This is a genomic window from Gabonibacter chumensis (assembly GCF_024741215.1).
Lineage (GTDB): Bacteria > Bacteroidota > Bacteroidia > Bacteroidales > Marinifilaceae > Gabonibacter > Gabonibacter massiliensis.
Map to the genome: position 1 here is coordinate 366,423 of NZ_JANSKB010000003.1, position 25,332 is coordinate 391,754.

The following is a 25,332-nucleotide window of genomic DNA, read 5'->3' on the forward strand; positions in this document are numbered from 1 at the left end:
CCTTTTTACTCCTTTATCTCCTCTATAATTCTTACTCTTTGAGAAGAAAAATAGGTATAGATAGCCGGAATAACAAACAACGTCAATAATGTGGAACAAACCATCCCGCCGACGACAGCGATTCCCATAGCAACACGACTCTCCGATCCGGCTCCCGTTGCGATAGCCATAGGCAAAATACCCAAAACAGTAGACAGACTCGTCATCAGGATCGGACGCAACCGGGAAACCGATGCCTCTCGAATAGCCTCTGACATAGACAATCCAGCAGCTTTCCGTTGATTGGCAAACTCCACGATCAAAATACCGTTCTTCGAAACCAATCCGACTAACATAATGATTCCGATCTGGCTAAAAATATTCATGGTCTGCCCGAAATACCACAAGGAAACCATAGCTCCGATTAAAGCCAAAGGAACGGTCAACATAATAATCAAGGGATCCCTGAAACTTTCAAACTGAGCGGATAAGACCAGATATATAAACAATAAGGCCAACAAAAAGGCGAACATTAAACTGGAAGAACTTTCCACAAAATCTTTTGAATTACCGGAAAGGGTCGTTTTAAAATCATCATTCAATACCTCGTCAGCAATCCGATCCATTTCCTTCAATCCTTGCGAAATAGTTACGCCTTTGGACAAACCCGCGGAAACCGTTGCGGAAACAAAACGATCGTAACGATATAGCTGAGGGGGCATAGAACTCTCCCGCATAGAGATCAAATTATCCATAGAAACCAAATTTCCTTCCTGATTCCGGACATAAATTCCTTTCAGATCGGAAGGTTTATTTCGGTCCTCCCGCTCCAGCTGGCTTAATATCTGGTATTGCTTTCCGTTCATAATATAGTACCCTACCCGTTGCTCACTCATCGTCAACTGCAATGTCTGAGCGATATTTTGCACGGTCACGCCCATGGCCGCAGCCTTATCCCTGTCGATGTTAATAGTCAATTCCGGTTTAGTAAACTTCAAGTTTAAATCTGACGCGGAAAACAGGGGACTTTTATTTACCTCCTCCATGAATTTCGGCAAGATCGATTTCAGATCATCCAAATTCTTAGCCTGAATGACATACTCAATCGGAAGTCCTCCACGGCGTCCTCCAAAAGTTTGTTGCTGAGAAACCAATGTACGGGCTCCTGTAAATTGACGCACGCTTACAGCCAATTCATCAGCGATTTCTTGTTGCGTCCGGGTTCGATCATCCGGACTCACTAACCATAAATTCAAACTGGAACGATTGGTCTGTCCCCCCCCCACGAACTCTATCAACTTATCCTGTTCGGGTACCGTCTCTTCGATAAAAGCTGAAAGTTCTTGAGAATAACGATTCGTATATTCAAAAGTAGCCCCTTCCGGCGCCGTCGATGAAATACGAATATTGGAACGGTCCTCCAAAGGAGCCATCTCCGATGGGATGGCCAACCATAAAAGATAAATAGCAATTCCGGAGATACCGATAATAATCAATGCCCAATAACGTACCTGAAGAAAACGCTCTAACCAACGGCGATACACACGATTCATCCCTTCAAAGAAGGGCTCCGTTTTCCGATAGAACCAATTTTTAGTCGCATCCTTCGTCAATAATTTCGTCGAAATCATCGGAGTAAAGGTCAAGGCGACAAAAGAAGAGACGATTACCGCCCCCGCGATAACCACGCTAAATTCCCGAAACAATCTTCCGGTAGTTCCCTCCAAAAAGACAATAGGAAAAAATACGGCAACCAACACGACCGTTGTCGCTATAACAGCAAAGAAAATCTCGTTGGATCCTTTAAAACCGGCCTCTAAAGGGGTCATGCCCTGCTCTATTTTCGTAAAGATATTCTCCATCACAACAATCGCATCATCCACAACCAATCCAATAGCCAAAACCACGGCTAATAACGTCAATATATTAATGGAAAAACCGGCCATATACATGATGAAAAAAGCTGCAATCAGCGAAATGGGAATTGCCAATACCGGGATCAAGGTCGTTCTCCAGTTACGCAGGAACAGAAAAATAATCAACACGACCAAAACAAAAGCTTCAAGAATCGTATCCTCTACCTCATTAATGGAATCACGAATAAAAACAGTATTATCATAAGCTATTCCGGCTTCAATATCCTCGGGTAAATCTCTCTGCAAATCATCCATAACCTGGTATGCCCTATCTGCAATATCGATGTAATTCGCTCCCGGTTGAGGAATCAACGCACAGATAACCATCGGAACCCTATTGCGCTTCAATATACTACGCACATTCTCGGCATCCACTTCAGCCACACCGATATCCCGGAAACGAACCAATTTATCCCCTTCCCTGGAAATCACCAAATTATTAAAATCTTCGATAGACATCAACCGTCCTAATGTTCGGATGGTTAATTCCGTATTATCCCCTTCCACCCGACCGGAAGGCAACTCAATATTTTCATTTTCAATAGCCGCTTTCACATCCATCGGAGTCAGTTTGCGGGCTGCCAACAAAGAAGGATTCATTCGCAAACGAACCGAATAACGTTTCTCACCCCATATTTCCACACTACTTACCCCCGGAATGGTCTGCAAACGCTCTTTATAATAACGCTCGGCGTATCCGCTCAAATCAATCAAAGAGCGTTTATCGCTACGTAAAGAAACTCCGAAAATAGGCTGTGCGTCAGCATCTGCCTTATAAACCGTCGGGGGATCTATATCTTGCGGTAAACGTCTTAAGGTTCCGGATACCTTATCCCTGACATCATTAGCAGCCGTTTCCAAATCTACCTCCAACTCAAATTCTATCGTAATCCGGCTCTGACCGTCACGACTCGTACTACTCAAAGAACGAATTCCCTGAATACCGTTAATAGCCGCTTCCAAAGGCTCTGTAATCTGCGTTTCGATAACATCGGCATTAGCACCCACAAAAGAGGTCGATACCGAAATAACCGGGGGATCGACACTGGGATAGTCACGTACACCTAAATAAGAAAGTCCGATTCCACCCACAATTACTAAAATCAGATTCATTACCGTGGCAAATACCGGACGTTTTATACAGGTCGAAGAAAGACTCATTCCATTTTAATTTTTAGATTTTTAACCCTAATAATATCAAAATTCCATCACCAGATATAAATTGCTATCCCCCATCTTATTCCCCACTTGTCTCTCTCGCAAGAGAAACACTTACTCGCATACCATCCTGTAATTGCATCAGTCCGCCCGTAAGTACCGTATCTCCGGGTTGAATACCGGAAATAACCTCTACATAACGGGAATCCCGACTCTCCGTTTCCACCGGTACACTCTGGGCCTTTCCTTCTTTCACCACCCACAGGCGTTTTCCATTCATCTCCGGAACAACGGCCTCACTGGGAATCATCATAAAGGTCCGATTGCTTTCCGTCATCAATTCCCCTTTTACAAACATTCCAGCCACCAAATTCGCCGTATTCCGATAGCGAGCTCTCAGGGTAATCATATGAGTCTGGATATCAGCCTGAGGATCGACAGCATATATCTCCGCTACAATATCTTTTTCTACCCCTTCGGTCCTAAACTTAATCTTTTTCCCGATTAAAGGAACATTTATATACTTTTCAGGAATTGAAAATTCGATTTTCAATACAGAATTATCCACCAGACTGGAAACCCTTGTACTCGGCTGCACATAACTCCCTTCACTCACGTAACGAAATCCCATCTTTCCGTCAAAAGGAGCACGGATCTCCGTTCTGGCAATTTTTACTTTCAACAACTCGATATCGGCCAAAAGCATATTGTATTCGGTTTCCATCTGTTGAAACGATTCATAACTGACAGATTCCCGTTCCAGTAATATACGTTGACGTTCCAGCTTGTCTTCCAATAACTTCTTTTCAAATTCGGCACGCCCCAACTGAGCCTTCAAATCCGAATCATCCACTTTTAAAAGAAGTTTTCCCTTCTTTACATGCTCCCCGTCATTAAAATAAATTTTGTCTACTTTTCCGGCCGTTTCAGAAACCAATTCAACCTCCTCGTTAGGTAATAAAATCCCGTTAGCCATGATTCCATTATTAGACATTGACAATCCGGCGACACATCCGCTTACAGGCAAAATACCCTGTGACACTCCCCGTCGGCCCTGTCCACTTTTTTGCCGTTTACTGAAAGAATCATTTAAACGAGGAACTAAAATAAGGACTACAATTACAACCGGTATTCCTATCTGCAAAACTCTTTTTACCCTTTTATTCATATTTAGTTTTCCATTATGTCTGCATGTATATAGTTTCTCCGCTTTCACACATCCTACACCATTCCTTGATTCATTTTATGGACATTAAAAATGGCCAAAAGTTTATTTACAATCCGTTAAGAGTATGTTAAAATATAAAAGGGATTTAACAAGAAACCCCCTTTTATATTTTAACTCTCCCGTATCAAAACCAATTCCTCCATTTAAATACAATAAATCCGATCGCCGAAAACAGGAGAGACACGACAAGCACGATCAAAAAACCATACGGGTTATTCTCCAGAGAATTAGGTACATTCATACCGTATAAACTGGCTATTAACGTCGGAAGCATTAAAATAATAGAAATAGAAGTCAATCGTTTCATTACGATATTCAAATTATTAGAGATAACGGAAGCATACGCATCCATCGTACCGCTCAGAATATCACTATATATACGGGCTGAATCCTGTGCCTGCCGCTGCTCGATTTCAACATCCTCAACCAAATCTTCATCAAAATACTTACGCTGGCTTCTTAAATTTTTTACTTTGATCAACAGGTTATCGTTTCCTCTTAAAGAAGTTATAAAAAAGACCAATGATTTCTCAATTTTTAACAAGCGTTGTAACTCTTCGTTACGAATTGATTTTTCCAACTCGATCTCAGCCGCATGCATTTGATTGTTTATTTGTTTCAGGTATTTCAAATACCAAACGGAAGAAGATAAAAACAAACGAAATACCAAATCCCAAGGCTGTTTTACCTCAACACCCTTACGGTCGGCATAATGAATAAAATCAGGTATCATCTCCGTTTTATAATGACACACCGTAATAATGACATCATCTTTTATAATAAAACCCAAAGGAACTGTAATAAAAGGAATGCTTTCGTCCACTTTATACGGAATACGTAAAATCATGAGTATCCACTCATCTTCTATCTCCAAACGAGAACGCTCATCGATATCTTCTATATCTCCGAAAAATGACTGGGGAACCCCCATTTTATCGGTAAGAAAACGAATGTCTTCTTCCGTCGGTGAAACAACATTAATCCAACACTTAGGTTCCCACTCTTCCTTTTCTTCGAACCCAACATTACCCATTAGGAATGTTCTCATAGTTAATCCTCCTTCAATTTATGAACAGAGGTTAACGGAACCCCCATCCTGATTAATACTGTTGATGATAATCGTCCATATCTTATTTATGAATTTTTACACTGCAAAAATAAACGAAAGAATTGAATATAAAAATTTATTTTTTCAAATCGATATAAATCGGTAAATGATCGCTATATCCACCCACGTAATAGGGACCCCTATAGGTAGGTTTCGGCTTTATCCCGTAATATTTTTTATCTTCTTCAAACAAAAAACGGAATGTTCCCACAGTCAAATGACGAGAAGATTGCAAAGGGAACTTGCCATTGAGTAAAACTCCGGACAGAATCAAATGATCGATGGTCTGCCATACTCCCTTGTACCGATAACTCCCGTAATTCTCCCTCAACAAATAATATCCGGTATTATACAATCCTTTATCCTTTATTTTACGGCTATCGGAATTTTTCGTTTCCATAGCTTTCTGGGCAAAAGTATTGGCCTTACCGTTAAGATCTCCCATTATTACGATCGCGGCTCTCGGATTTTCGGCCTGAATGGAATCTACTCGTTGACGAATGACCTTAGCGGCACGAACACGTTTCCATTCGCTCTGACTCTCCCCCCCTCTCATCGAAGGGAAATGAGCTACAAAAAAATGAAGCGTATCTATTTGTCCAACCACTCCTTTACAGTACAAAACATCTCTCGTGTGACCTTCTCCCTCCAAAAATACCGGGAAAAAACAGGCTTTCAACAATTGACAATACGGCTTACGATATAAAAAAGCCACATCTATCCCCCTCGGATCAGGAGAATCCGCATGTACAATACCATACTCGCCATCAGCCAGAACCGTTTTACCAATCAAATCTTCCAGCACTTCCCGATTTTCTACCTCCGCCAACCCGATAAAAACAGGCAATTCCCCCTCTCCTGTCGCACTCAAAACCTCCGAAATATGCCGTACCTTTGAATTGTAACGCTCCTTTCCCCAATGTTGTTTTCCTTGGGGAGTAAAATCATCATCTGATGTATTGGGGTCATCCTTAACGTCAAACAAATTTTCAACATTATAAAATACAATCCGATAACGTTCTTTTTTTACCTGTCCGTAACCCGTTTTAAAAACGAACAGCAATATCAAGGTTCCTGCCAATACTTTACGCATCTTTTATCGTTTTAATCGAAAAATATCTACCTTTCCTCGGGGTCCTCGGAAGCGTATTCTTCCAATTCTTCCCAATATTCAAGCGCACGTCTCATATGAGGAATAACAATAGTACCTCCGACAAGATCCGCCACGGCAAAAATCTCGAACAGTTGTTCCGTGGTCACCTTTAATTCATGACAACGCTCCAGATGATATTTAATACAATCATCACAACGTAATACCATAGAAGTGGCCAAACCCAACATCTCTTTCACCGTGGCAGAAAGAGCCCCATCCCTATAAGTATTCGTATCCAGATTATAAATCCGTTTAATCACTTTGTTGTCGGCGGCTAAAATCTTTTCGTTCATTTTTGCCCTGTATTCCCTGAACTGCTCAACCGTTTTACCCATAAAAACATGTCTTAATGAAATAACTTAAGTATATCATTCGTATTGGCCAATACAAGCAGTAACAATAAAAAAATCATTCCTGCTATTTGTGCGTTCTCCAAAAATTTCTCGTTCGGTTTCCTCCGAGTAATAACCTCATATAACAAGAACACCACGTGGCCACCGTCCAATGCCGGAATCGGCAATAAGTTCATCACCCCTAAAATAATAGATAATAAAGCCGTTAAGCTCCAAAAAGCTTGCCAATCCCAATATCCCGGGAATATATTACCGATAGATAAGAAGCCTCCTACGGATTTCAACGCCTCCGGATTTTTAAACAATTTAAACTGCTTCAAATAGGAACTGATTTGATCGATCCCCATATGGATGCCCGCCGGAATAGCTTCAAAAAAAGAGTAATATTTCACGGCATAATCAAAAACCGGATCTATTTTAACTCCAACTCCTATTATCCCGTCGGCTCCCACAGGTATAGCCACGGTTAATGTATCCGCACCCCTTAAAATTTCTGCCTGTAAGGTGTCATTTTTATGTGAACGAATGATTTTCGTATATTCGTCGTAATAAGCAAACGTTTCTCCATTTAATTTCAAAAAACGGTCACTCTCTGTAATACCCGCGTTTTTTGCAGGAGATTCTTTAGCAAAACCAACAATCTCCCCCGAATAAGGATAACGGGGTTCTATCAGCATTTTATGCGCGAATCCCTTGGAGGAGTATGTCAGTAAATTTTTCACTAACGATGAAGGCAAATCAATATTCACTAATTGTCCGTTTCGAAGCACCTGCATCGTTTGGGGACTCTCCAATAAGATGGTCGGAATAATATCGGAAAAACGTTCTAATTTCTGATTATCCAAGGAGATAACGATATCGCCGGTTTGCACTCCCACATTCGTGAACAAGCTATCACAAACAACCCCGTATTTCACATTCTCTGCCGGCAAATATTTCTCTCCCCAAGCGAATAAAATCATGATATAAATAAAGAAGGCCAAAATAAAATTAACCAAAACTCCACCCAGCATAATCAACAAACGCTGCCATGCCGGTTTAGCCCTAAATTCATAAGGCTTAGGGGGTTCTTTCATCTGGGCAATATCCATGGATTCATCTATCATCCCGGAAATTTTCACATATCCGCCTAAAGGCAACCACCCCATTCCGTATTCAGTATCTCCCTTCTTAAATTTAAACAGCGAAAACCACGGATTAAAAAAGATATAAAATTTTTCGACTCTGGTCTTAAAGATCTTCGCCATCGTAAAATGTCCGAATTCATGTAACAAGACTAAAATGGAAAGACTCAATATAAACTGTACTACCTTTACAACTATCTCCATATCTCAATTTTAAATTTTAGCTTCAATAATTTCATCTGTCTAATTTCCTACATTTTCCCGACAAATCCTCCGTATAACTCTATTTTTCAATAATATCCATAGCTATTTTACGTCCTTCCCTATCCGTTTCTATATAATCCTGCAAATCGGGTTTCTGTATAAAACAAACCCTGGAGATAGTCTCTTCTATGATTTCGGGCATACGAGTAAACGAGACTTTCTCTTTCAAAAAGGCATCGACCGCAATCTCATTCGCCGCATTCAATATACAAGGGATGTTTCCCCCTTTTTCCATGGCCTCGAAAGCCAATCCCAAATTACGAAAGGTGATCGGATCCGGTTTCTCAAATGTCAAATTGGAATACCGGCTAAAATCGACACGTTCAAATGAAGAAACGACCCTGTCAGGATAGGTTAGGGCATATTGAATAGGCAAACGCATATCAGGCACTCCCAATTGGGCTTTGATACATCCGTCCGTAAATTGAACCATCGAATGTACGATCGATTGCGGATGAACCAACACTTCTATTTGGGAAGATTTCAGACCAAATAACCACTTGGCCTCGATAGCTTCAAATCCTTTATTCATCATGGAAGCGGAGTCGATCGTCACTTTAGCCCCCATCTTCCAATTCGGATGCCTCAAAGCTTGCTCCGGAGTGACCTGCTTCAAAAATTCATAATCCTTACCCCGAAACGGACCCCCGGAAGCCGTTAACAAAATTTTCTCAACAGGATTATTCATTTCGCCCGTTAAACATTGAAATATAGCAGAATGCTCCGAATCTACGGGTAATAGGGCTACCTTATATTCCGTTACCAGGTCATGGATCAAATCGCCGGCAACAACTAACGTCTCTTTATTGGCCAATGCTATCGTTTTGCCTGCTTTTATCGCCCGGATCGTAGGCAATAAACCGCTGTAACCCACCATAGCCGTAACAATGACATCGATAGTGGAACTCTCCACGACCTGCGCTATCGCCTCGCTCCCCGCGTATACTTTTATATCTTCATCCGCCAATAACTCCTTTAATTGTCCGTATTTCTCCTCGTTAGCAATAACTACCATATTCGGTTTAAAACGAACGGCTTGTTGAGCTAACAACTCGACCTGATTATTGGCAGTCAGCACCTCAACACGAAAACGTTCGGGATTTGCCCCTATCACCTGCAACGTCTGAGTCCCAATTGAACCTGTCGAACCTAATACTGCAATATTTTTCATCATTATCTATCATACGTCGGAAACAAACTCTATCCCGAACGTTCTCTTTTAACTATTTAAACTTAATATAATTCTCCGGATTAATCGGCTTTCCAGCCTTCCACAACTCCAAATGCAAATGCAAACCCGTTGTCTCTTCTCCCGTGTTCCCGACAATCGAAATAACTTCTCCGGCCCGAACAAAATCACCCTGTCTCTTCAATAGAACGGAATTATGTTTATAAATGGAGATCAAATTACTACTGTGTTGAATAGCCAGGACAAAACCCGTTTCCACCGTCCAATCCGCAAAAACGACCACTCCGTCCAACACACTCGCGACATTGGTATTCTGTTTCGTTACCAGATCGATACCGAAATGACGCTTCGCCTCATCAAAGTGATTGGTCACAATTCCTTGCAACGGCGGGAAGAAATGATAAAAATCATCTGGAGAAGAAGAGATTTGTCCCAACGAAAGATTAAAACGTTCTTTCTCCTCTATCATCTCTCTAAAACCATTCTCTTCGGGGGTAGTTCCCATGACAATGGTATCATGATTAATCTTCTCTACAGACGTTGTAACCCTGGCTGTGGTATCTCCGTCCTCCCCCGTCATAACCATGCGGATGGATTGAAAAAATTGATCTTTTTTATTTAACTCGACCATCAACGAGTCAACTCGTAAAGCATTCAATGTAATCTGACGCCTCATGGCCCGATCCGGATATCCCGGAATAAATTCCCGCAAATTAGTAAAAGCAATCAATATGATCGTCAACGTAATCAAAACCACCGCTAACGTACTCAATGCCATGAACACATGCAATGGGGACAAACGGAAATGCATAACCTCTTCGTAAGTAGATTCGTTGAAGATGGTTAGCTTATATCTATTTTTTAGCTTATTCCAGAAATTCTTTTTACGCTTCATTCGACTATTTTTAGCCTCCAAAAATAGTACAAAAATCTAATTATACCAGCTTGTCAACCTAACTTTTCATTTCACCCGGTTCATTTACCAAAATTCGATTCGGATACTGGAATACTTGCAAATTAAAATAGGGAATCACAGCCAACAAATGGTCGAAAATATCGGATTGTATCTTCTCGTAAGCAACCCATTCCTGATTCTTGGAAAAACAATAAATCTCCAAAGGAATTCCCGTCGGAGTCGGCTGAAGCTGACGTACCATATAGGTCATGTTTAAATTAATATCCGGATTAGCTTTCAAACGCAATACGGCATAATGTCGAAACACTCCTAAATTCGTTAAACGCCTTTCGTCAAGTATATCCTCCTTTCCCTCATTTGCTTTATCTATTTCAGGTAAAATGCTCTCTATATATCCTTTCAAAAACTCGGATTTTCTCAAGACAGCAATCTCATCATCCGATAAAAAATGGACAGAATGCATATCAATATTAACCCATCTCATAATCCGCCGACCGTCAGACTCCTGCATTCCCCGCCAATTGGTAAAAGAAGCCGAAACCATTTGGTAAGTCGGTATGGTTGTTATCGTCATATCCCAGTTTTGCACTTTCACGGTATAGAGATTGATTTCCAACACCGTTCCGTCGGCATTATTACTGGGCATCACGATCCAATCCCCGATCCTTATCATCTGATTTGCCAATAATTGCACCCCGGCTACAAACCCTAAAATGGAGTCTTTGAAAATTAACATAAGTACCGCGGCAAAAGCACCCAATCCGACCAAGAGATTACGGGGAGATTCTCCGATGAAAATACTGATAATTGTAATAAAAATGGCAGAGAAAACAAAGATCTTGGCCACCTGTATAAATACCTTAATCGGACGGTCTCTGGCTATCGGATAAGATTCATAAATTTTATTGGCCGCATCCATTGCGGTTATCATGATAAATCCCGTCACAATCAATATCCAGACAACAATCAAATGATGGAAAGTATCGATTTTTTCCCAATCCCCGTATACAAACCGGATGGCGAAATCGATAAAAATAGGCGGAATCAAATTAAACAATTTTTCAAAAAAACGTTCTTGCAATAATATATCGTCCCATTTCGTTTTCGTACGACGAACCATTTGGGCGACCAGTTTAACGATCCATTTCCGGGCAATAAAAGTTAAAAGCCACGCAATAATCACGATAACGATTAACTGAATAACGATTTCAAGCGTAGGAGCTGTCTCCGGATCCGTAATTCCCAAATCAAGCCAGGAAAACCAACGATGCCAATCCATTTTTAATTCCATATTTTTTTCCGATCTATTTTTCTTCATATACGGAAATTCCAAAGAAATGTCACATAATCCCCTTATTTTTTGGCAAAACCAGAGTTGAACATTAAAAATAATTAACAAGAAATCTTACCATATAAAGAAAAACAGGTTCATTTTTCCCTATTTTTACAATTACCCCCTAAATTAACGTTAAACCGTTAACTTTTCATATCAATTGAAGCAGTGTTTACTATATTTGCAAACACAAACATTAAAACATTAAAAAAACTCGTATGGTAAAAAGACTTTTAATCGTGTGTGCCATCATATCACTAATCAGTGCAAACTTATTCGCACAATATGATATGAAAGCACCGCTTCCCTTAGACCCACAGGTCAGAACAGGGAAATTAGCCAATGGCTTAACTTATTACGTGCGTCATAACGCAGAACCCAAAGAGAGAGCAAGCTTTTATATCATCCAAAACGTGGGGGCGATCTTGGAAAATGATGATCAGGATGGTTTGGCCCACTTTCTGGAACACATGGCATTCAACGGAACCAAACACTTCCCCGGCAGAAAAGGGATCGTAAATATGTTGGAAAAACACGGTGTTGAGTTTGGACGTAACATCAATGCCTATACGGCTCAAGATGAAACGGTTTACAACATCAGTGATGTTCCGACCACCAATGAAGGCTTAATGGATACTTGTCTGTTGGTATTACACGACTGGTCCCACTACCTTATTTTGGAAGGAGATGAAATCGATGGCGAAAGAGGTGTGATTACCGAAGAGTGGAGAACCAGGAGAACCCCCAGTTTCCGCATCAGAGCTCAGATTATGCCCGTTCTGTTGGAAGGTTCCAAATACGCAGAAAGAGATGTGATCGGAAATTTAGATATCATCAAAAATTTCAAATACCAAACGTTACGGGATTATTATCATAAATGGTACAGACCCGACTTACAAGCCATCGCTGTCGTCGGAGATTTCGACGTGGATCAAATGGAGAAAAAAATCATCGAACTTTTCTCTCAAATTCCGCCGGTAAAAAATGCAGCTGTTAGAGAGGTATACACGGTCCCCACACACGAGGATATTCGTTATGTATGCGCTACCGATAAAGAAGTTACCCAATCTTCCGTAGCCGTTTACATTAAATTTCCGACCTCTCCCAAAGAAGAAAAAAATCACCAATACATGAGAAATGAATTGTTGAAATCTTTCTACAATGCTATGTTGAGCCAACGGATCCGTGAATTACTGCAAAAAGGGAATCCTCCTTTCATCAACGGTAGTAGCGGTTTTAGCGGAATGGTCAGAGGAACGGGTATCTATATCATGTCTGCAACAGCCAAACCCAATGAAGAAGCCTTAGCTTTGGAAGCCATCTATCGTGAAAATGAAAGAGTAAAAAGATTCGGCTTTACAGAAAGCGAGTTGGAAAGAGTAAAAACCAACACGTTGGTAAGCTTGGAATCCGCCCTTAAACAAAAGGACAAAATTTCTTCTGAATCCTATATAGAAGAAATCAAACAAAACTTCTTGGAAGGTGAACCTATGGTAGATTTCGACTACTACTACAATTTCATGAAAACGATTATTCCTACCATTACCGCAGAGGAGATTTCCGCCCTTGCCCAGGAATACATCAAGCCTCAAAACATGGTTATCGTAGTACAAGGACCGTCTGAAGGAGTTACTCATATCACAAAAGAAGAAGCTTTAGCCGTTATGGATAAAGTAGACCAATCCGATATCGAACCGTATAAAGACCAAACGGCAGAATCCTCTTTGATTAACGAAGAGTTACCGGGATCCAAAATCGTTTCCGTTAAAAAACTTCCGCAATTCGATGCAGAAGAGTGGACTTTAGCTAACGGAGCGAAAGTAGTTTATCGCAAAGCCGATTATGAAAAAGATCAGGTTGTAGTCACTTCTTATAGTAAGGGAGGAACCTCTTTATATGACTTGGATAAATTAGCTTCCGCACAAGTTACGGCCGATTTAGTAGGAGCGTACGGTCTGGGAGATTATGACAATATTACCTTAGGCAAGCTGCTCACGGGAAAACGAGCCGGCTCAAAAGTAAGCATTGGAAGCCTTTCCGAATCAGTCGGAGGTAGCTCTATTCCAAAAGACTTCGAAACGCTGATGCAATTGATTTATCTGCGCTTTGAAAAACCCCGTTTCGACAAAGAGGTACACAATACCCTTATGCAAAGACAATACGCGGCTATCGCCAATATGCAAAAGAACCCGCAAAAAATAATGCAGGATTCAATAGATTTGATTACGAGCAATTACAATCCGAGAACTTTACTTGTCAACAAAGAGTTCTTCGACAGAGTAAGTATCGAACAAATTGAAGAGATCTACCGCGACCGTATCAAAGATGCCAGCGATTTCATTTTCTTCATCGTGGGTAACATCGATGCGGAGATCGCAAAAACGATGGCTGAAAAATACATCGGTTCCATTAAATCTTATAACAGAAAAGAGACTTGGAGAGATAACAAGGTAAGAGGTCCGAAAGGCAAAACGGAAAAAGTAATCGAAATAGCCTTGACAACACCGAAAACGACGGTGATTACCCACCACTCCAAAGAGATGAAATATAGCGTTGCAAACAACATCTATAACAATATCCTGAAAGGTATTTTAGATCTTCGCTATACTGAAAATATCCGTGAAAAAGAAGGAGGAACCTATGGCGTGGGCGTAAACGCCGGTTCTTCCAGAGAGCCTTATCAAAGCTACAGCATGACTATGAGCTTCGATTGCGATCCGGATAAAGCAGAACATTTAAAATCACTTCTTTACGTGGAAATCGACAAATTAATGAAAGAAGGACCCACTCAGGAAGAATTGGATAAAGTGGTTACGACAATGAAGAAAAACCGCGAACAAGGTAAAGAACATAATTCTTATTGGTTAAACGCATTGACAACCTACTTCATCTCCGGTATCGATATCAACGATCCGAAGAATTTCGATAAAATCGTCGGTAGTGTAAAACCGAAAGATATCCAGAACTTCGCCAAAAAATTGTTTAAAGGCGCTGACGTGGTAGACCTCATGTTCGTACCCAAGGCTCAAGAATAAAAGATTCTTACAGATAAAAAATAGCGTTAAGTAAAATCTTAACGCTATTTTTTATCTCCTTGAAAACGATATTGATCGACTAAGTCCAATAAAACGGCCCCATAGCGTTCGATGAGCTTTTTCCCTATGCCCGGAATGGACAAAAGTCGTCTTGCCGGTACCGGCTTTTCCGGTAAGAAATACGTTCACGCCCGTGTTTTCCAGAAAGCCATACGCCAATTCCAGTTCAGGATTAGTTTCCATCGATCCTACGGTGATATATCATTATGGGAACAAAGATAGCGAATATTCAATAACCTCGGATTTTATTCCCTTTACTTCCGACACGACAATTCATAAAAAAACCCTCCAAAGAGCATCTTTGGAGGGGATATCGTCTACTTTTCCGTTTGCCGGGCTTTATACTCATCCAAGCCTTTTTTCAGGAAAGCGACAAAAGCATCCCGATCCAAATTATGTCCCCGCGGGGGAGCAAGGATATGAGGTTTTAAATCCGTATCGTTTCCTCCCCGGCTGTCCAACAATATGTAGTTCGGCTGAGCATTAGAATCGAATTTCTTTATCTGGAAATCCGCATTCTTTTTCCCCAACGTCTTTTTCTTTTTTCCGTCGTATTCGGAAATATACCATTCCTCTTCGGGTAACTTCGCCTTATCATCCACATACAAGGCAACCACCACATAATCGTTCTTCAACATCTCTAAAACCCTCGGATCCGACCATACACTTTGTTCCATCTCCCGACAATTCACACAACCGTGTCCCGTAAAATCAATAAACAAAGGTTTATTCTGATTTCGAGCGGCTTTTAATGCCTGATCGTAATCAAAATACCCATCCAATCCATGAGGTAAACGCAAAAAGTCCGAATATTTTATACTTTCTGTTGAAACATCAGCAGTATTCCCGACCTTGCACCCACTCTTCATTATCTCTTTCGCATTCTCCCTGACAATCCGGTTGATATCGAAATCTATACTCTCCTGAGGAGGCAAATAACCGGCTAAAGCCTTTAAAGGAGCACCGAACATACCCGGAATTAGATAGACTACAAAAGAAAACGTCAAGATAATAAAAGCGAGACGAGGCACCCCGACATAAGGTAAATCGCTATCGTGAGCGAATTTAATTTTACCCATAAGATAGAGTCCCTGCAAGGTAAATATGGTTATCCAAATCGCGATATAAACTTCCCGATCCAATAATCCCCAATGGTAAACCTGGTCGGCTACCATCAAAAATTTGAATCCCAAAGCAACCTCTATAAATCCTAACACCACTTTTACCGAATTCAGCCAACCGCCGGATTTGGGTAAATTACTCAATTTCGACGGGAAAAAAGCGAAAAAACCGAAAGGTAAGGCAACCGCTATCGAGAAACCCAACATCCCGATAATAGGACGGAGGATCGAGCCTCTCGCGGCTTCCACTAAAACGGTACCGACAATGGGAGCCGTACAGGAGAAGGATACCAATACCAGGGTAAAGGCCATAAAGAAAGCGCCGATATATCCGCCCTTATCCGCCTGTTTATCGGATTTATTTACCAACCAAGAGGGCAATACGATCTCGAAAGCCCCAAAGAAAGAAGCGGCGAAAATCATAAAAATAATAAAGAAAAAGATATTGGGAATCCAATTCGTACTCAACCAATTAATAAAGTCAGGTCCCAAAAAGATTGAAATAATCAACCCCAATGCCGTATAAATCGCAACAATCGACAGGGCAAAAAACAACGCTTTTGCCTTCGCTTTCGCTTTATTGGAATCCCCATGCATAAAGAAAGAGACCGTCATCGGAATCATCGGAAAGACACAAGGCATAACCACAGCAGCTAAACCACCGACGAAAGCCAGCCAAAAAAACAACCACAAAGAATCATCCTTTGTCGGATCAGTCGTTAATGGAGTACTGGCAGTACTTGTAGCCTTCTTTTCCTCCAACTGAATAGAAAACTCCTTCTCCCCCGGTACGCAAGCTCCATCCCGACAAGTCTGATACTCGATCGTTCCCTTTACCTCCTTTATGGCAGGATCTGTTATTCTAATTTTTTGAACCAACCGATAACTATCCGTGAAATACCATTCGTCTACCTTAAAAATATCGCTATATTTCTTTTTCGGTTCTCTTTCAACCGCATCCCCCGCCAATTCAATGCCTTTTCCAACCCCATCAACAGTCAGGGACACCGGCATGGGACCTCCAGCCGGAGTATACATGGAATAGATAGACCAACCCGGCTGCAAAGTGGCCTCTAAAATTAAATTATACTCATTTTCTCCGGTTTTCTCTTTAGAGAAAGACCAGGAAGTAGGGTCTTCGGTCATTTGGGCAAAAGCCGCTATATTTCCTACACATAGAGCAAAAAATAGTGCCAATAGTCCTTTTTTCATAAACATCCATTTATATAAAACATCCATTTTCATATGTTTCGATCACAAATAAAATAAGTGAACCTTGCAAACTTAGCAAAAATTCACTTATCATACAACATGCGGGTCAAATATTGATAAATATTTATATTTTATAATCCAAATTTGAATAGATCATGACTCTTCGATTTCCCGATTAAAACGGTTATAAAATTTATATTCATAAATATAAAACGAAGGCACGCCTATCACTTGGATTGATACAAAATATTTGAATCGCCACCTTCTTAGAATAGACCAGAAACCTTTCTTCAAATAAGCTTCCACGAAAGGATGCACTTTGATCTTCAATATCTTGTATTTTTTTTCAACAATCAAATATTCCAGCTGATCTTCAATTTTATCGATCAATAATACCGCGGCTTCAGCCTTTCCCGTACCATGACACACGGGGCAAGTCTCCGTCGTTGTCACCGTCATTTCGGGACGTACACGCTGACGCGTGATCTGCATTAAACCGAACTTACTTAAAGGCAAAATCGTATGTTTGGCACGGTCTATCTCCATGGCCGATTTCATCTTATCGTACAATTTCTGTCGATTTTCAGCCAATTGCATATCAATAAAATCAATGACAATGATCCCTCCCATATCCCTCAATTGCAATTGACGAGCCACCTCGTCAGCCGCGGCTAAATTCACTTCCAAGGCATTCGTCTCCTGATCATCGCCAAGTTTAGTACGATTTCCACTATTCACATCAATCACGTGAAAAGCTTCCGTATGCTCGATAATCAAATAGGCTCCATTTTTAAAAGAGACGGTACGTCCCAAAGAGGACTTTATCTGTTTATCAACGCCAAAATGATCCAAAATAGGTACATCCGTTGAAACATACTTCACGATATCCTCTTTTTCCGGGGCTATTGTACTGATATAACCTTTTATCTCTTTACTCAACGTAATATCATTAATATAAATATTTTCAAAAGAAGAGTTCAAAATATCGCGAAGCATGGCACTCGTCCGGTCTATTTCCCCCAAAATCAACTTGGGAGGTTCTATGTCCCGTATATGTTTGAAAGCAGTCTCAAACCGCTCCACGAGTTCGCATAACTCACTATCGAACAATTCCGCATTCTTTCCTTCTGCTACCGTTCGAACAATCACCCCGTAATTCTTAGGGCGTATACTCTCTATCAGTCGTTTTAAACGTTTCCGTTCTTCGACAGATTTTATTTTTTGCGAAACAGACACCTTCTCGGAAAAAGGCATCAAAACCAAATGACGTCCGGCAATACTTAACTCGGAAGTCAAGCGCGGACCTTTAGTCGAAATAGGTTCCTTGGCGACCTGAACAGCAACATACTGTCCCACGCTAAGCACATCCGATATCTTACCGTTCTTGTTGATTTCTGGCTCCAACCTCAATTTGGAAACCGGCATCCCCCTTCTGGCAATACATTGTTTGATATAATTATCCAGTGAATGGAATTGGGGGCTTAAATCAAGGTAATGAAGAAAAGCGTCTTTTTCATACCCGACATTAACAAAAGCAGCATTAAGCCCCGGCATAATCTTTTTTACCTTCCCGTAATAGATGTCTCCTACGGCAAACTTCATGCTAGTCTTCTCTGTCGTCAACTCTACCAATCGCTTATCTTTTAATAGAGCGATCACTATTTCTTCTGCTCTTACATCTATGACTAACTCCGTACTCACTACCTAAAACAATTAATCGTATTATACTAAATAAACCTAAAGGCTATAGCCTTTAGGTTTATATCTCTTAACTCACAAACGACTACTTCTTCTTATGTCTATTCTTTCTCAGTCTTTTTTTACGTTTGTGAGTAGCCATCTTATGTCTTTTCCTCTTTTTTCCGCTTGGCATAACTTACACTCCTTTCTTATTTAACTTTTTCCTTTACTTGAACAACGAAACTTTTTGAAGGTTTAAATGAAGGAATGAAGTGTTCAGGAATTTTAATCGTTACGTTTTTTGAAATGTTACGAGCTGTTTTTTCTGCTCTTTTTTTCACAACAAAACTTCCAAAACCTCTCAAATACACGTTCTTGCCTTCAACAACAGAACCTTTAATCGCTTCCATAAATGCTTCTACCGTTGCTTGAACAGCTACTTTTTCGATTCCGGTCGTTCTCGAAATTTCATTCACAATATCCGCCTTTGTCATTTTCTTTAAATATTTAATATTCAATAATATATTTCTTTAATCTCTGTTTTCAGTCTGCAAATATATATCTTTTCCACAAACAATGAAACAAACTTAGACTTTTTTGTCAATATTTTTTCACTCCACAGACTGGAATAGTGAATTTTGTAACCCGCCTGTCTCCTGCCCCACGTAACGGCAATCTTATCCATCGAACCGTTTTTCATTTTTAACGATAAAATATTATCTTCGTTTCCCAAACTCAAAAACTTTTTTTAATCAACTATTTTTTGTAATTTGTGTCAAATTTAATCTTAAATAATTATGGTAAATAAAGTTATTCTTATAGGAAACGTCGGTGCCGACCCGGAGGTCAGGTACTTGGAAGGAGGGGTTGCGGTCACTCGATTTAGCTTGGCTACAACGGAAACCTACAACAATAAAAACGGAGAACGTGTCAGCCAAACGGAATGGCACAATATCGTTCTTTGGAGGAATTTAGCGCAAATTGCCGAAAAGTACGTGAAAAAAGGGATGACTCTTTATATTGAAGGACGCCTTAGAACACGTACCTGGGACGATCAAAACGGGAATAAACGTTACACGACGGAAATCTACGGAGATACCATGCAAATGCTATCCCGCAAACAGGACAACTATGAAAAAACGCCGGAACCTCCTATGCCAGAAGCTCCAAGCAGTTTAAGCAATTCGGACGATAGCGACGATCTTCCCTTCTAATCCATTCAGGTTTACGCTTACCTTGGGACAAATTCGTCCGTACAACCGAATTTTTAACGGGATAAGCGTTAAACCTCCGTTTTTTTTTATAATTTTGGACGATTTTATGTTTAACCAATTAAAGTAACCTTGGATACAGATTATTTTCCCCCGGCGGAGCAGATTTTTACCGGTTCATTTGGAACGCTTGATCTTATTTTCATTATTATTTTACTATTCCTGCTGATATGTTCAGCTCTTATTTCTGGCTCGGAAGTTGCTTTTTTCTCACTATCGCCCACTCAACTAAAACATTTGGAAGAAAAAGGATACGATAAGGCATGCCATCTTCAAAAAAAGCCCAATCTCTTGTTAGCCACCATCCTTATCTCCAACAATTTTGTCAATGTCGGAATCGTCATACTCTCGACTTATCTGGTTAACTCTTTATTCGATTTATCCGCGAATCCGGTGCTGGGCTTCATTATCCAAGTGATTGCAGTTACTTTTATCATCCTGTTGGTAGGAGAAATTATACCCAAATTATACGCGAATCGTTCACAAGAAAAGGTGGTTATTTTAATGACCGGCCCGCTCCTGTTTTTGTCTCATCTATTTCGACCGCTCTCGTATTTATTAATCAAGTCAACTTCAATCATCAGTAACCGAATCGAAAAAAAAGACGCCATATCCATCGATCAACTCTCGAAAGCGTTGGAATTAACGAAAGACTCGGAAATTAACGAAGAGAAAGACATTCTGGAAGGTATAGTCCGTTTCGGAAACATAGCCGTAATCGATATTATCCGAGCCAGAATCAACGTAGTTGCCGTAGATATAGAATCTTCTTACCAACAAGTAAAAGAGATCATTACGGAACACGGTTACTCGCGAATGCCTGTCTATGAAGAAAATCTGGACAATATCAACGGGATACTTTATGTCAAAGACCTGTTGCAACACCTGGATGAAAAAAACGATTTCAAATGGCAAAGTTTGCTTCGCCCCGCCTATTTCGTTCCGGAAACCAAAAAAATCAACGATTTGCTGGAAGAGTTTCAAAGTAAAAAAGTCCATTTGGCCATCGTGGTCGACGAGTACGGGGGAACTTCCGGAATCGTGACGATGGAAGACATCATAGAAGAGATCGTGGGAGACATTAATGACGAATACGACGAACAGGAGATTTTTTACACGCGGAGTAAAAACGGCGCTTACGTATTCGAAGCATCTACCTTACTCAACGATTTCTTTAAAATAACCGATATTGAAGAAGAGAGTTTTGAAGATATAGAAGGAGATGCCGATACGTTAGCCGGACTTATTCTGGAGATTAAAGGCGAACTACCACAAAAAGGAGATGTCATCACCTATAAAAATCATCAGTTTACGATAGAAGAAGTAGATAACCGGAGAATTAAGAAGATACAATACCAAAAAATACAATCGTCCTCCAAAGAGAAATAACCACCACCGCCCTCTCTAAAAACGGGACTGTTTATTCTATCTTTTTCCCCCGTACGGTATAAGGAACAGGTATTCCCATCATATCACATAACGTAGGCAATAAATCCACCATATCGAAATTTCCTTTCAAACCGGTTTTTACCCCGGCTCCATACAAATACAGAGGAACAAACGGACGCTTACTATGCCGGAAATAAATATCTTCCATCTCTTTCAATTCTGAAATCCAGGTCGGATACAGGCAGAACAACACGTCTCCGCTTCGCTTATGAGAGAAAGCGTTTTGTATCAATTGATCCACGCCCGAAGTAAAAGCCGTATGTGTTAATGAATAAGCAGTAATAACCTTTGCAATTCCCTCGAAATCGATCAAAAAATCCGCTATGCGGTCTTCCATCTCTTTTAAGTTCAATTTTTTCCTTTCGATTAAATCCCGATTCAAATATATCTGTCCCTGATCATAATCCACGATCCAATCTCCCGGTCCGTAGATCAACCCCAAATAAGATTTTAATAAAGCTACGGCCTTATATATACTAAAATAATTCGAATTCAGTTTTACCTTTCTCAGGTCTTCGGGCATCAATTCCCGCATTTCGGAGAAAGTAACGAATAAGGTATAATTTCCTTTCCCCACCTTAAGATCAAGGAGAGTCAACAAATCCTCCATATTCCTATCCAAACGCAAGAAAGCATCTTTCTCTTCTTCCGAATCCACGGTGAAATCCCTGTGCATGTAATCCAAACATGAAAAATTGACGGCAAGCAAATCCGGATCGTTATCTTTTCCCAATCTCTCTTCGGCAATCAATCGTTTCGCCAAAGCGCAGACTAAAGTATTAGCATGCGGGGTCGCCTTCAAAACTCGATAGGTCTTGTATTCCCGTTTTGCCCGAACAAGGTCGTAATAAAACAAATTTGCCAATCCGAATTTACTTTTGATTTTGGCAGCACTCCCCTTTTCATCCGACAAAGGCATCCACCCCCTGTTTACCAAAGAATCACTCTCGATACGGTCGTTGTAACGAATTAACCACTCCGGCAACTGCTCTTTATAATAAGTCGATGAAACCCATTTTCCCGTTTTTTCACTAAACCAAAAAGCCTGATCGGCACTACTTCCTCCGCTCAATACCGCCTCGCCCCCGTTCATCGCCACACTATAAACCTTCGAGAAGCCATTATTCATCTTTAAAGCACTCCCTAAGTTAATGGTCTGGATAAAGTCAGGACTTAAACTTTTTATACTATCCCCTTGTTGAGATCCGACCTCATAATAATCCCCCGTCATTACGGCACTTTGTCTTCCCTTACGGAGTCGATCATACCAAATTTTGGATACGATCCCATGTTCTGCCGGAAGCATTCCGGTATATAGAGTGACGTGGTCTACCCCCGTTTGAGTATAAACGTAATTATAATTCATATTCAATTCAACCCCCTGCTGCATGAGTCTTTTAAAGCCTCCTGCAGAAAGATCCTGCTTATACCACTCAAGCCACTCCGGATAAAAGTGGCTTATTACGACACCAACAACCAGTTTTGTTTTATTCTCCGCGGCAAAAGAAACAAAACTACTGAACATCAACACGAATAAAATAATCTTCTTCATAGGGTATACTTACAAACTCTTACTAATTCTACAAAAGTAGTCAGAATATGATAATTTACAACCTATAATTATTTCAATTCTTAATTGTTTCGTATATTTACAGCATAAAATATAAAACAGATTTCATTTATGACTGAAAAGAAATGTTTGCTTACAGAGAAATTAAGAACTTACGTCTTTCGATACGGCACTGATTTATCTGATGAGAATTTGCGAAAAGTAAATATTACGCGGGAAGAAATCAACGAAAACTTCTCCGACATGGAAGATATCGTAAATTCTATTTTTGAGCGGGAAAGAATTTGTTTTGAAGAGATTTTCGACAAATACAATTTCGAAGGATGGAATGCCATCGACATCTTATTGCTGGTCGGTAATGAAATCAACGATCGCTTCTTCAACGTATCGCCTTCTGTCACTTTCAAACTGGCAAAAGCTTACCCGGAGATATACGAAAGACACCGGCTCAGACGTTCCGATTTCATCTTTGAAAAAATAAAAATCAATATTGAAAAAGGAATGCAACAAGGTATGTACAAAAATGATGTTTCCAGTGAAATGGTCGCACGCATGTATATCGCCAAGTTAAACGACATACATAATCCGGAAATCTATCCGCCGGAAGGATATGACTTTGCAACTATTTTCAATAACATGATCGACAACGTAATAAAGACCATTACCAATGAAGAAGGATGGCAATATTACAAACAACGAAAGCAACTATATAATGTATTGAATTTCAATAGGTAATACACAAAAAAATATGAATACAAAATATCAAATTGACGAAATCGACCGGAAAATATTATCGCATCTCGTGAAAAATGCAAGAGTCCCTTTTCTGGAAATAGCGCGGGAGTGCGGAATATCAGGAGCTGCCATTCATCAAAGAGTGAAAAAAATGGAAGATTCCGGTATTATTGAAGGGTCCAGATTTATCGTAAAACCGGACGCCCTCGGATTCGGCGTATGCGCCTTCATCGGAGTAATCTTAGACCACGCTCATACTTATAAAACAGTAGTTAAAGAGATTGAAAATATTCCCGAAGTCATCGAATGTCATTTCATCACCGGAGGTTTTACCTTTTTAATAAAATTGAGATGCAATGACCATCAACATCTTATGGATATATTAATCAACACCTTACAAAATATTCCGGGAATAGCAAAAACGGAAACTTTTATCTCTTTGGACCAACTCATCGAGAAACAGATCAACCTGAACGTGGACCCCGCACCAACAAAATAATTTGATTAGATGCTGTCTACCGGATTATTCCGGCGACAGTATGAATCAAACATTCCTTTTAATCTTCTTCTTTCTGGATAGTTTAGGAACAACTACGTTCAGTACTCCCGGATGGATCTTCACCTTTACCGGTACATTTAAAACATAGGGATCCCCATCGATATGGGCTTTAGATATATCTCCCTCGATCTCCGCCTCCGCACATTGTATTTCACTAAAATAAGACAGTTTGGAAATCCGAGAGTTCATAAAACAATATATAAAACGAGGTATCTGGTAATATTTAGGCCGTTTTAAAATACATATGTCAAACAACCCGTCCCGTAAAGAAGCTTTGGGAGCAATCCGCGCATTATTTCCATATTGTGAACTGTTCGCAATACTTAAAATAAAACAATCCTCCTCCCATACCTTATCCCCGATTTTAAAACGATAACGTTTACTCGGGTAACGAAACCACATGCGGACGATCGAATAAATATAGGAAAATATTCCCCGCATCTTCATTTTATTAAAAAAATGAGCCACCTCTGCATCAAACCCCAACCCACTTACGTTCAAAGAATAATAACCATTGATTTCAACCACATCAATTCGGGTGATCTCGCTTTGAAGCAATTGCTTTAAAGCCTTCGACATCATCAAGGAGAATCCGAGATGACGAGCAAAACCATTACCACTCCCCAAAGAAATAACCCCAAAAGCAATATCCGTACCACATAAGGCCGTTCCTACCTCATTTACCGTACCATCACCTCCGACAGCTACAATATGCGTATAATTTTCATGTTTTGCACTCTCGACCAACTCCTTGGCGTGTCCGGCATATTCTGTAAAACGTATCACATACTCGACCTGACGATAAGCCGCAATACGCTTCAGTCGATAAGGAACTTCCCAACCCAGACCAAAACCCGATATAGGATTTATAATAAATAAAATCCGCAATTTATCCATAAATAATTACTTTGAAGCACAG

At 40.3% G+C, this 25,332-nt stretch carries 19 protein-coding genes; 5 read left to right on the forward strand and 14 right to left on the reverse strand.

What is annotated here, in order from left to right; translation table 11 throughout:
- Positions 1-5: 5 nt before the first annotated feature.
- The 9 genes from NVS78_RS11015 to NVS78_RS11055 all read right to left on the reverse strand — a co-directional run bounded on the left by NVS78_RS11015 (position 6) and on the right by NVS78_RS11055 (position 11,706).
- A complete protein-coding gene (locus NVS78_RS11015; RefSeq protein WP_286359220.1) occupies positions 6-3,056 on the reverse strand; it encodes an efflux RND transporter permease subunit in 3,051 nt (1,016 codons plus the stop codon).
- A 76-nt stretch (positions 3,057-3,132) separates the two neighbouring features.
- Positions 3,133-4,221 (reverse strand): efflux RND transporter periplasmic adaptor subunit, encoded by a 1,089-nt coding sequence (locus tag NVS78_RS11020; protein ID WP_286359221.1) that lies wholly within the window; start codon positions 4,219-4,221, stop codon positions 3,133-3,135.
- A 184-nt stretch (positions 4,222-4,405) separates the two neighbouring features.
- Positions 4,406-5,329 (reverse strand): magnesium transporter CorA family protein, encoded by a 924-nt coding sequence (locus NVS78_RS11025; protein ID WP_286359222.1) that lies wholly within the window; start codon positions 5,327-5,329, stop codon positions 4,406-4,408.
- Positions 5,330-5,465: 136 nt separating this feature from the next.
- Positions 5,466-6,482 (reverse strand): endonuclease/exonuclease/phosphatase family protein, encoded by a 1,017-nt coding sequence (locus NVS78_RS11030; RefSeq protein WP_286359223.1) that lies wholly within the window; start codon positions 6,480-6,482, stop codon positions 5,466-5,468.
- Positions 6,483-6,508: 26 nt separating this feature from the next.
- Positions 6,509-6,877 carry a carboxymuconolactone decarboxylase family protein gene (locus tag NVS78_RS11035; protein ID WP_286359224.1) on the reverse strand — a complete coding sequence of 123 codons (369 nt, stop codon included), beginning with the start codon at positions 6,875-6,877 and terminating at the stop codon, positions 6,509-6,511.
- Positions 6,878-6,888: 11 nt separating this feature from the next.
- A complete protein-coding gene (gene rseP / locus NVS78_RS11040; protein ID WP_286359225.1) occupies positions 6,889-8,223 on the reverse strand; it encodes an RIP metalloprotease RseP in 1,335 nt (444 codons plus the stop codon).
- Positions 8,224-8,302: 79 nt separating this feature from the next.
- Positions 8,303-9,454: a 1-deoxy-D-xylulose-5-phosphate reductoisomerase gene (locus NVS78_RS11045; RefSeq protein WP_289623371.1), complete on the reverse strand. Its 1,152-nt coding sequence runs from the start codon at positions 9,452-9,454 to the stop codon at positions 8,303-8,305.
- 52 nt (positions 9,455-9,506) lie between these two features.
- On the reverse strand, positions 9,507-10,367 hold the full coding sequence (locus tag NVS78_RS11050; protein WP_041502610.1) for a M23 family metallopeptidase: 861 nt from the start codon (positions 10,365-10,367) through the stop codon (positions 9,507-9,509).
- 58 nt (positions 10,368-10,425) lie between these two features.
- Positions 10,426-11,706 (reverse strand): mechanosensitive ion channel family protein, encoded by a 1,281-nt coding sequence (locus tag NVS78_RS11055; protein ID WP_286359227.1) that lies wholly within the window; start codon positions 11,704-11,706, stop codon positions 10,426-10,428.
- A 233-nt stretch (positions 11,707-11,939) separates the two neighbouring features.
- Here NVS78_RS11055 and NVS78_RS11060 point away from each other — a divergent pair, with 233 nt between their 5' ends.
- On the forward strand, positions 11,940-14,756 hold the full coding sequence (locus tag NVS78_RS11060; protein WP_286359228.1) for a M16 family metallopeptidase: 2,817 nt from the start codon (positions 11,940-11,942) through the stop codon (positions 14,754-14,756).
- A 377-nt stretch (positions 14,757-15,133) separates the two neighbouring features.
- Here the strand turns inward: NVS78_RS11060 and NVS78_RS11065 are convergent, their stop codons facing one another.
- The 3 genes from NVS78_RS11065 to NVS78_RS11075 form a co-directional block, all read right to left on the reverse strand.
- The gene (locus tag NVS78_RS11065; RefSeq protein ID WP_286359229.1) at positions 15,134-17,149 is read right to left on the reverse strand and encodes a protein-disulfide reductase DsbD family protein; all 2,016 of its coding nucleotides are present in this window, start codon (positions 17,147-17,149) and stop codon (positions 15,134-15,136) included.
- A gap of 153 nt (positions 17,150-17,302) precedes the next feature.
- The gene (locus tag NVS78_RS11070; protein WP_286359230.1) at positions 17,303-18,850 is read right to left on the reverse strand and encodes an Rne/Rng family ribonuclease; all 1,548 of its coding nucleotides are present in this window, start codon (positions 18,848-18,850) and stop codon (positions 17,303-17,305) included.
- Positions 18,851-19,038: 188 nt separating this feature from the next.
- The gene (locus NVS78_RS11075) at positions 19,039-19,341 is read right to left on the reverse strand and encodes an HU family DNA-binding protein (protein WP_449415972.1); all 303 of its coding nucleotides are present in this window, start codon (positions 19,339-19,341) and stop codon (positions 19,039-19,041) included.
- A 282-nt stretch (positions 19,342-19,623) separates the two neighbouring features.
- Between NVS78_RS11075 and NVS78_RS11080 the strand changes: the two genes are divergently transcribed.
- Together NVS78_RS11080 and gldE are read left to right on the forward strand one after the other, a co-directional pair.
- Positions 19,624-20,043: a single-stranded DNA-binding protein gene (locus tag NVS78_RS11080; RefSeq protein ID WP_286137511.1), complete on the forward strand. Its 420-nt coding sequence runs from the start codon at positions 19,624-19,626 to the stop codon at positions 20,041-20,043.
- Positions 20,044-20,172: 129 nt separating this feature from the next.
- Positions 20,173-21,489: a gliding motility-associated protein GldE gene (gene gldE, locus NVS78_RS11085; protein ID WP_286359231.1), complete on the forward strand. Its 1,317-nt coding sequence runs from the start codon at positions 20,173-20,175 to the stop codon at positions 21,487-21,489.
- 31 nt (positions 21,490-21,520) lie between these two features.
- Here the strand turns inward: gldE and NVS78_RS11090 are convergent, their stop codons facing one another.
- Positions 21,521-23,101, reverse strand: a complete 1,581-nt coding sequence (locus NVS78_RS11090; protein WP_286359232.1) for an alkaline phosphatase family protein — start codon at positions 23,099-23,101, stop codon at positions 21,521-21,523.
- 129 nt (positions 23,102-23,230) lie between these two features.
- Here NVS78_RS11090 and NVS78_RS11095 point away from each other — a divergent pair, with 129 nt between their 5' ends.
- Positions 23,231-23,854: a hypothetical protein gene (locus NVS78_RS11095; protein ID WP_286359233.1), complete on the forward strand. Its 624-nt coding sequence runs from the start codon at positions 23,231-23,233 to the stop codon at positions 23,852-23,854.
- Positions 23,855-23,867: 13 nt separating this feature from the next.
- Positions 23,868-24,353, forward strand: a complete 486-nt coding sequence (locus tag NVS78_RS11100) for an Lrp/AsnC family transcriptional regulator (RefSeq protein WP_286359234.1) — start codon at positions 23,868-23,870, stop codon at positions 24,351-24,353.
- Positions 24,354-24,398: 45 nt separating this feature from the next.
- Here the strand turns inward: NVS78_RS11100 and NVS78_RS11105 are convergent, their stop codons facing one another.
- A complete protein-coding gene (locus NVS78_RS11105) occupies positions 24,399-25,310 on the reverse strand; it encodes a diacylglycerol/lipid kinase family protein (RefSeq protein ID WP_286359235.1) in 912 nt (303 codons plus the stop codon).
- Positions 25,311-25,332: the final 22 nt, after the last annotated feature.

What these genes read in the sequence shown, in the direction of transcription:
- NVS78_RS11015 (WP_286359220.1), bottom strand. Translation starts at nt 3,056, where the DNA reads ATGAGTCTTTCTTCGACCTGTATAAAACGTCCGGTATTTGCCACGGTA.
- NVS78_RS11020 (WP_286359221.1), bottom strand. Translation starts at nt 4,221, where the DNA reads ATGAATAAAAGGGTAAAAAGAGTTTTGCAGATAGGAATACCGGTTGTA.
- NVS78_RS11025 (WP_286359222.1), bottom strand. Translation starts at nt 5,329, where the DNA reads ATGAGAACATTCCTAATGGGTAATGTTGGGTTCGAAGAAAAGGAAGAG.
- NVS78_RS11030 (WP_286359223.1), bottom strand. Translation starts at nt 6,482, where the DNA reads ATGCGTAAAGTATTGGCAGGAACCTTGATATTGCTGTTCGTTTTTAAA.
- NVS78_RS11035 (WP_286359224.1), bottom strand. Translation starts at nt 6,877, where the DNA reads ATGGGTAAAACGGTTGAGCAGTTCAGGGAATACAGGGCAAAAATGAAC.
- rseP (WP_286359225.1), bottom strand. Translation starts at nt 8,223, where the DNA reads ATGGAGATAGTTGTAAAGGTAGTACAGTTTATATTGAGTCTTTCCATT.
- NVS78_RS11045 (WP_289623371.1), bottom strand. Translation starts at nt 9,454, where the DNA reads ATGAAAAATATTGCAGTATTAGGTTCGACAGGTTCAATTGGGACTCAG.
- NVS78_RS11050 (WP_041502610.1), bottom strand. Translation starts at nt 10,367, where the DNA reads ATGAAGCGTAAAAAGAATTTCTGGAATAAGCTAAAAAATAGATATAAG.
- NVS78_RS11055 (WP_286359227.1), bottom strand. Translation starts at nt 11,706, where the DNA reads ATGAAGAAAAATAGATCGGAAAAAAATATGGAATTAAAAATGGATTGG.
- NVS78_RS11060 (WP_286359228.1), top strand. Translation starts at nt 11,940, where the DNA reads ATGGTAAAAAGACTTTTAATCGTGTGTGCCATCATATCACTAATCAGT.
- NVS78_RS11065 (WP_286359229.1), bottom strand. Translation starts at nt 17,149, where the DNA reads ATGAAAAAAGGACTATTGGCACTATTTTTTGCTCTATGTGTAGGAAAT.
- NVS78_RS11090 (WP_286359232.1), bottom strand. Translation starts at nt 23,101, where the DNA reads ATGAAGAAGATTATTTTATTCGTGTTGATGTTCAGTAGTTTTGTTTCT.
- NVS78_RS11095 (WP_286359233.1), top strand. Translation starts at nt 23,231, where the DNA reads ATGACTGAAAAGAAATGTTTGCTTACAGAGAAATTAAGAACTTACGTC.
- NVS78_RS11100 (WP_286359234.1), top strand. Translation starts at nt 23,868, where the DNA reads ATGAATACAAAATATCAAATTGACGAAATCGACCGGAAAATATTATCG.
- NVS78_RS11105 (WP_286359235.1), bottom strand. Translation starts at nt 25,310, where the DNA reads ATGGATAAATTGCGGATTTTATTTATTATAAATCCTATATCGGGTTTT.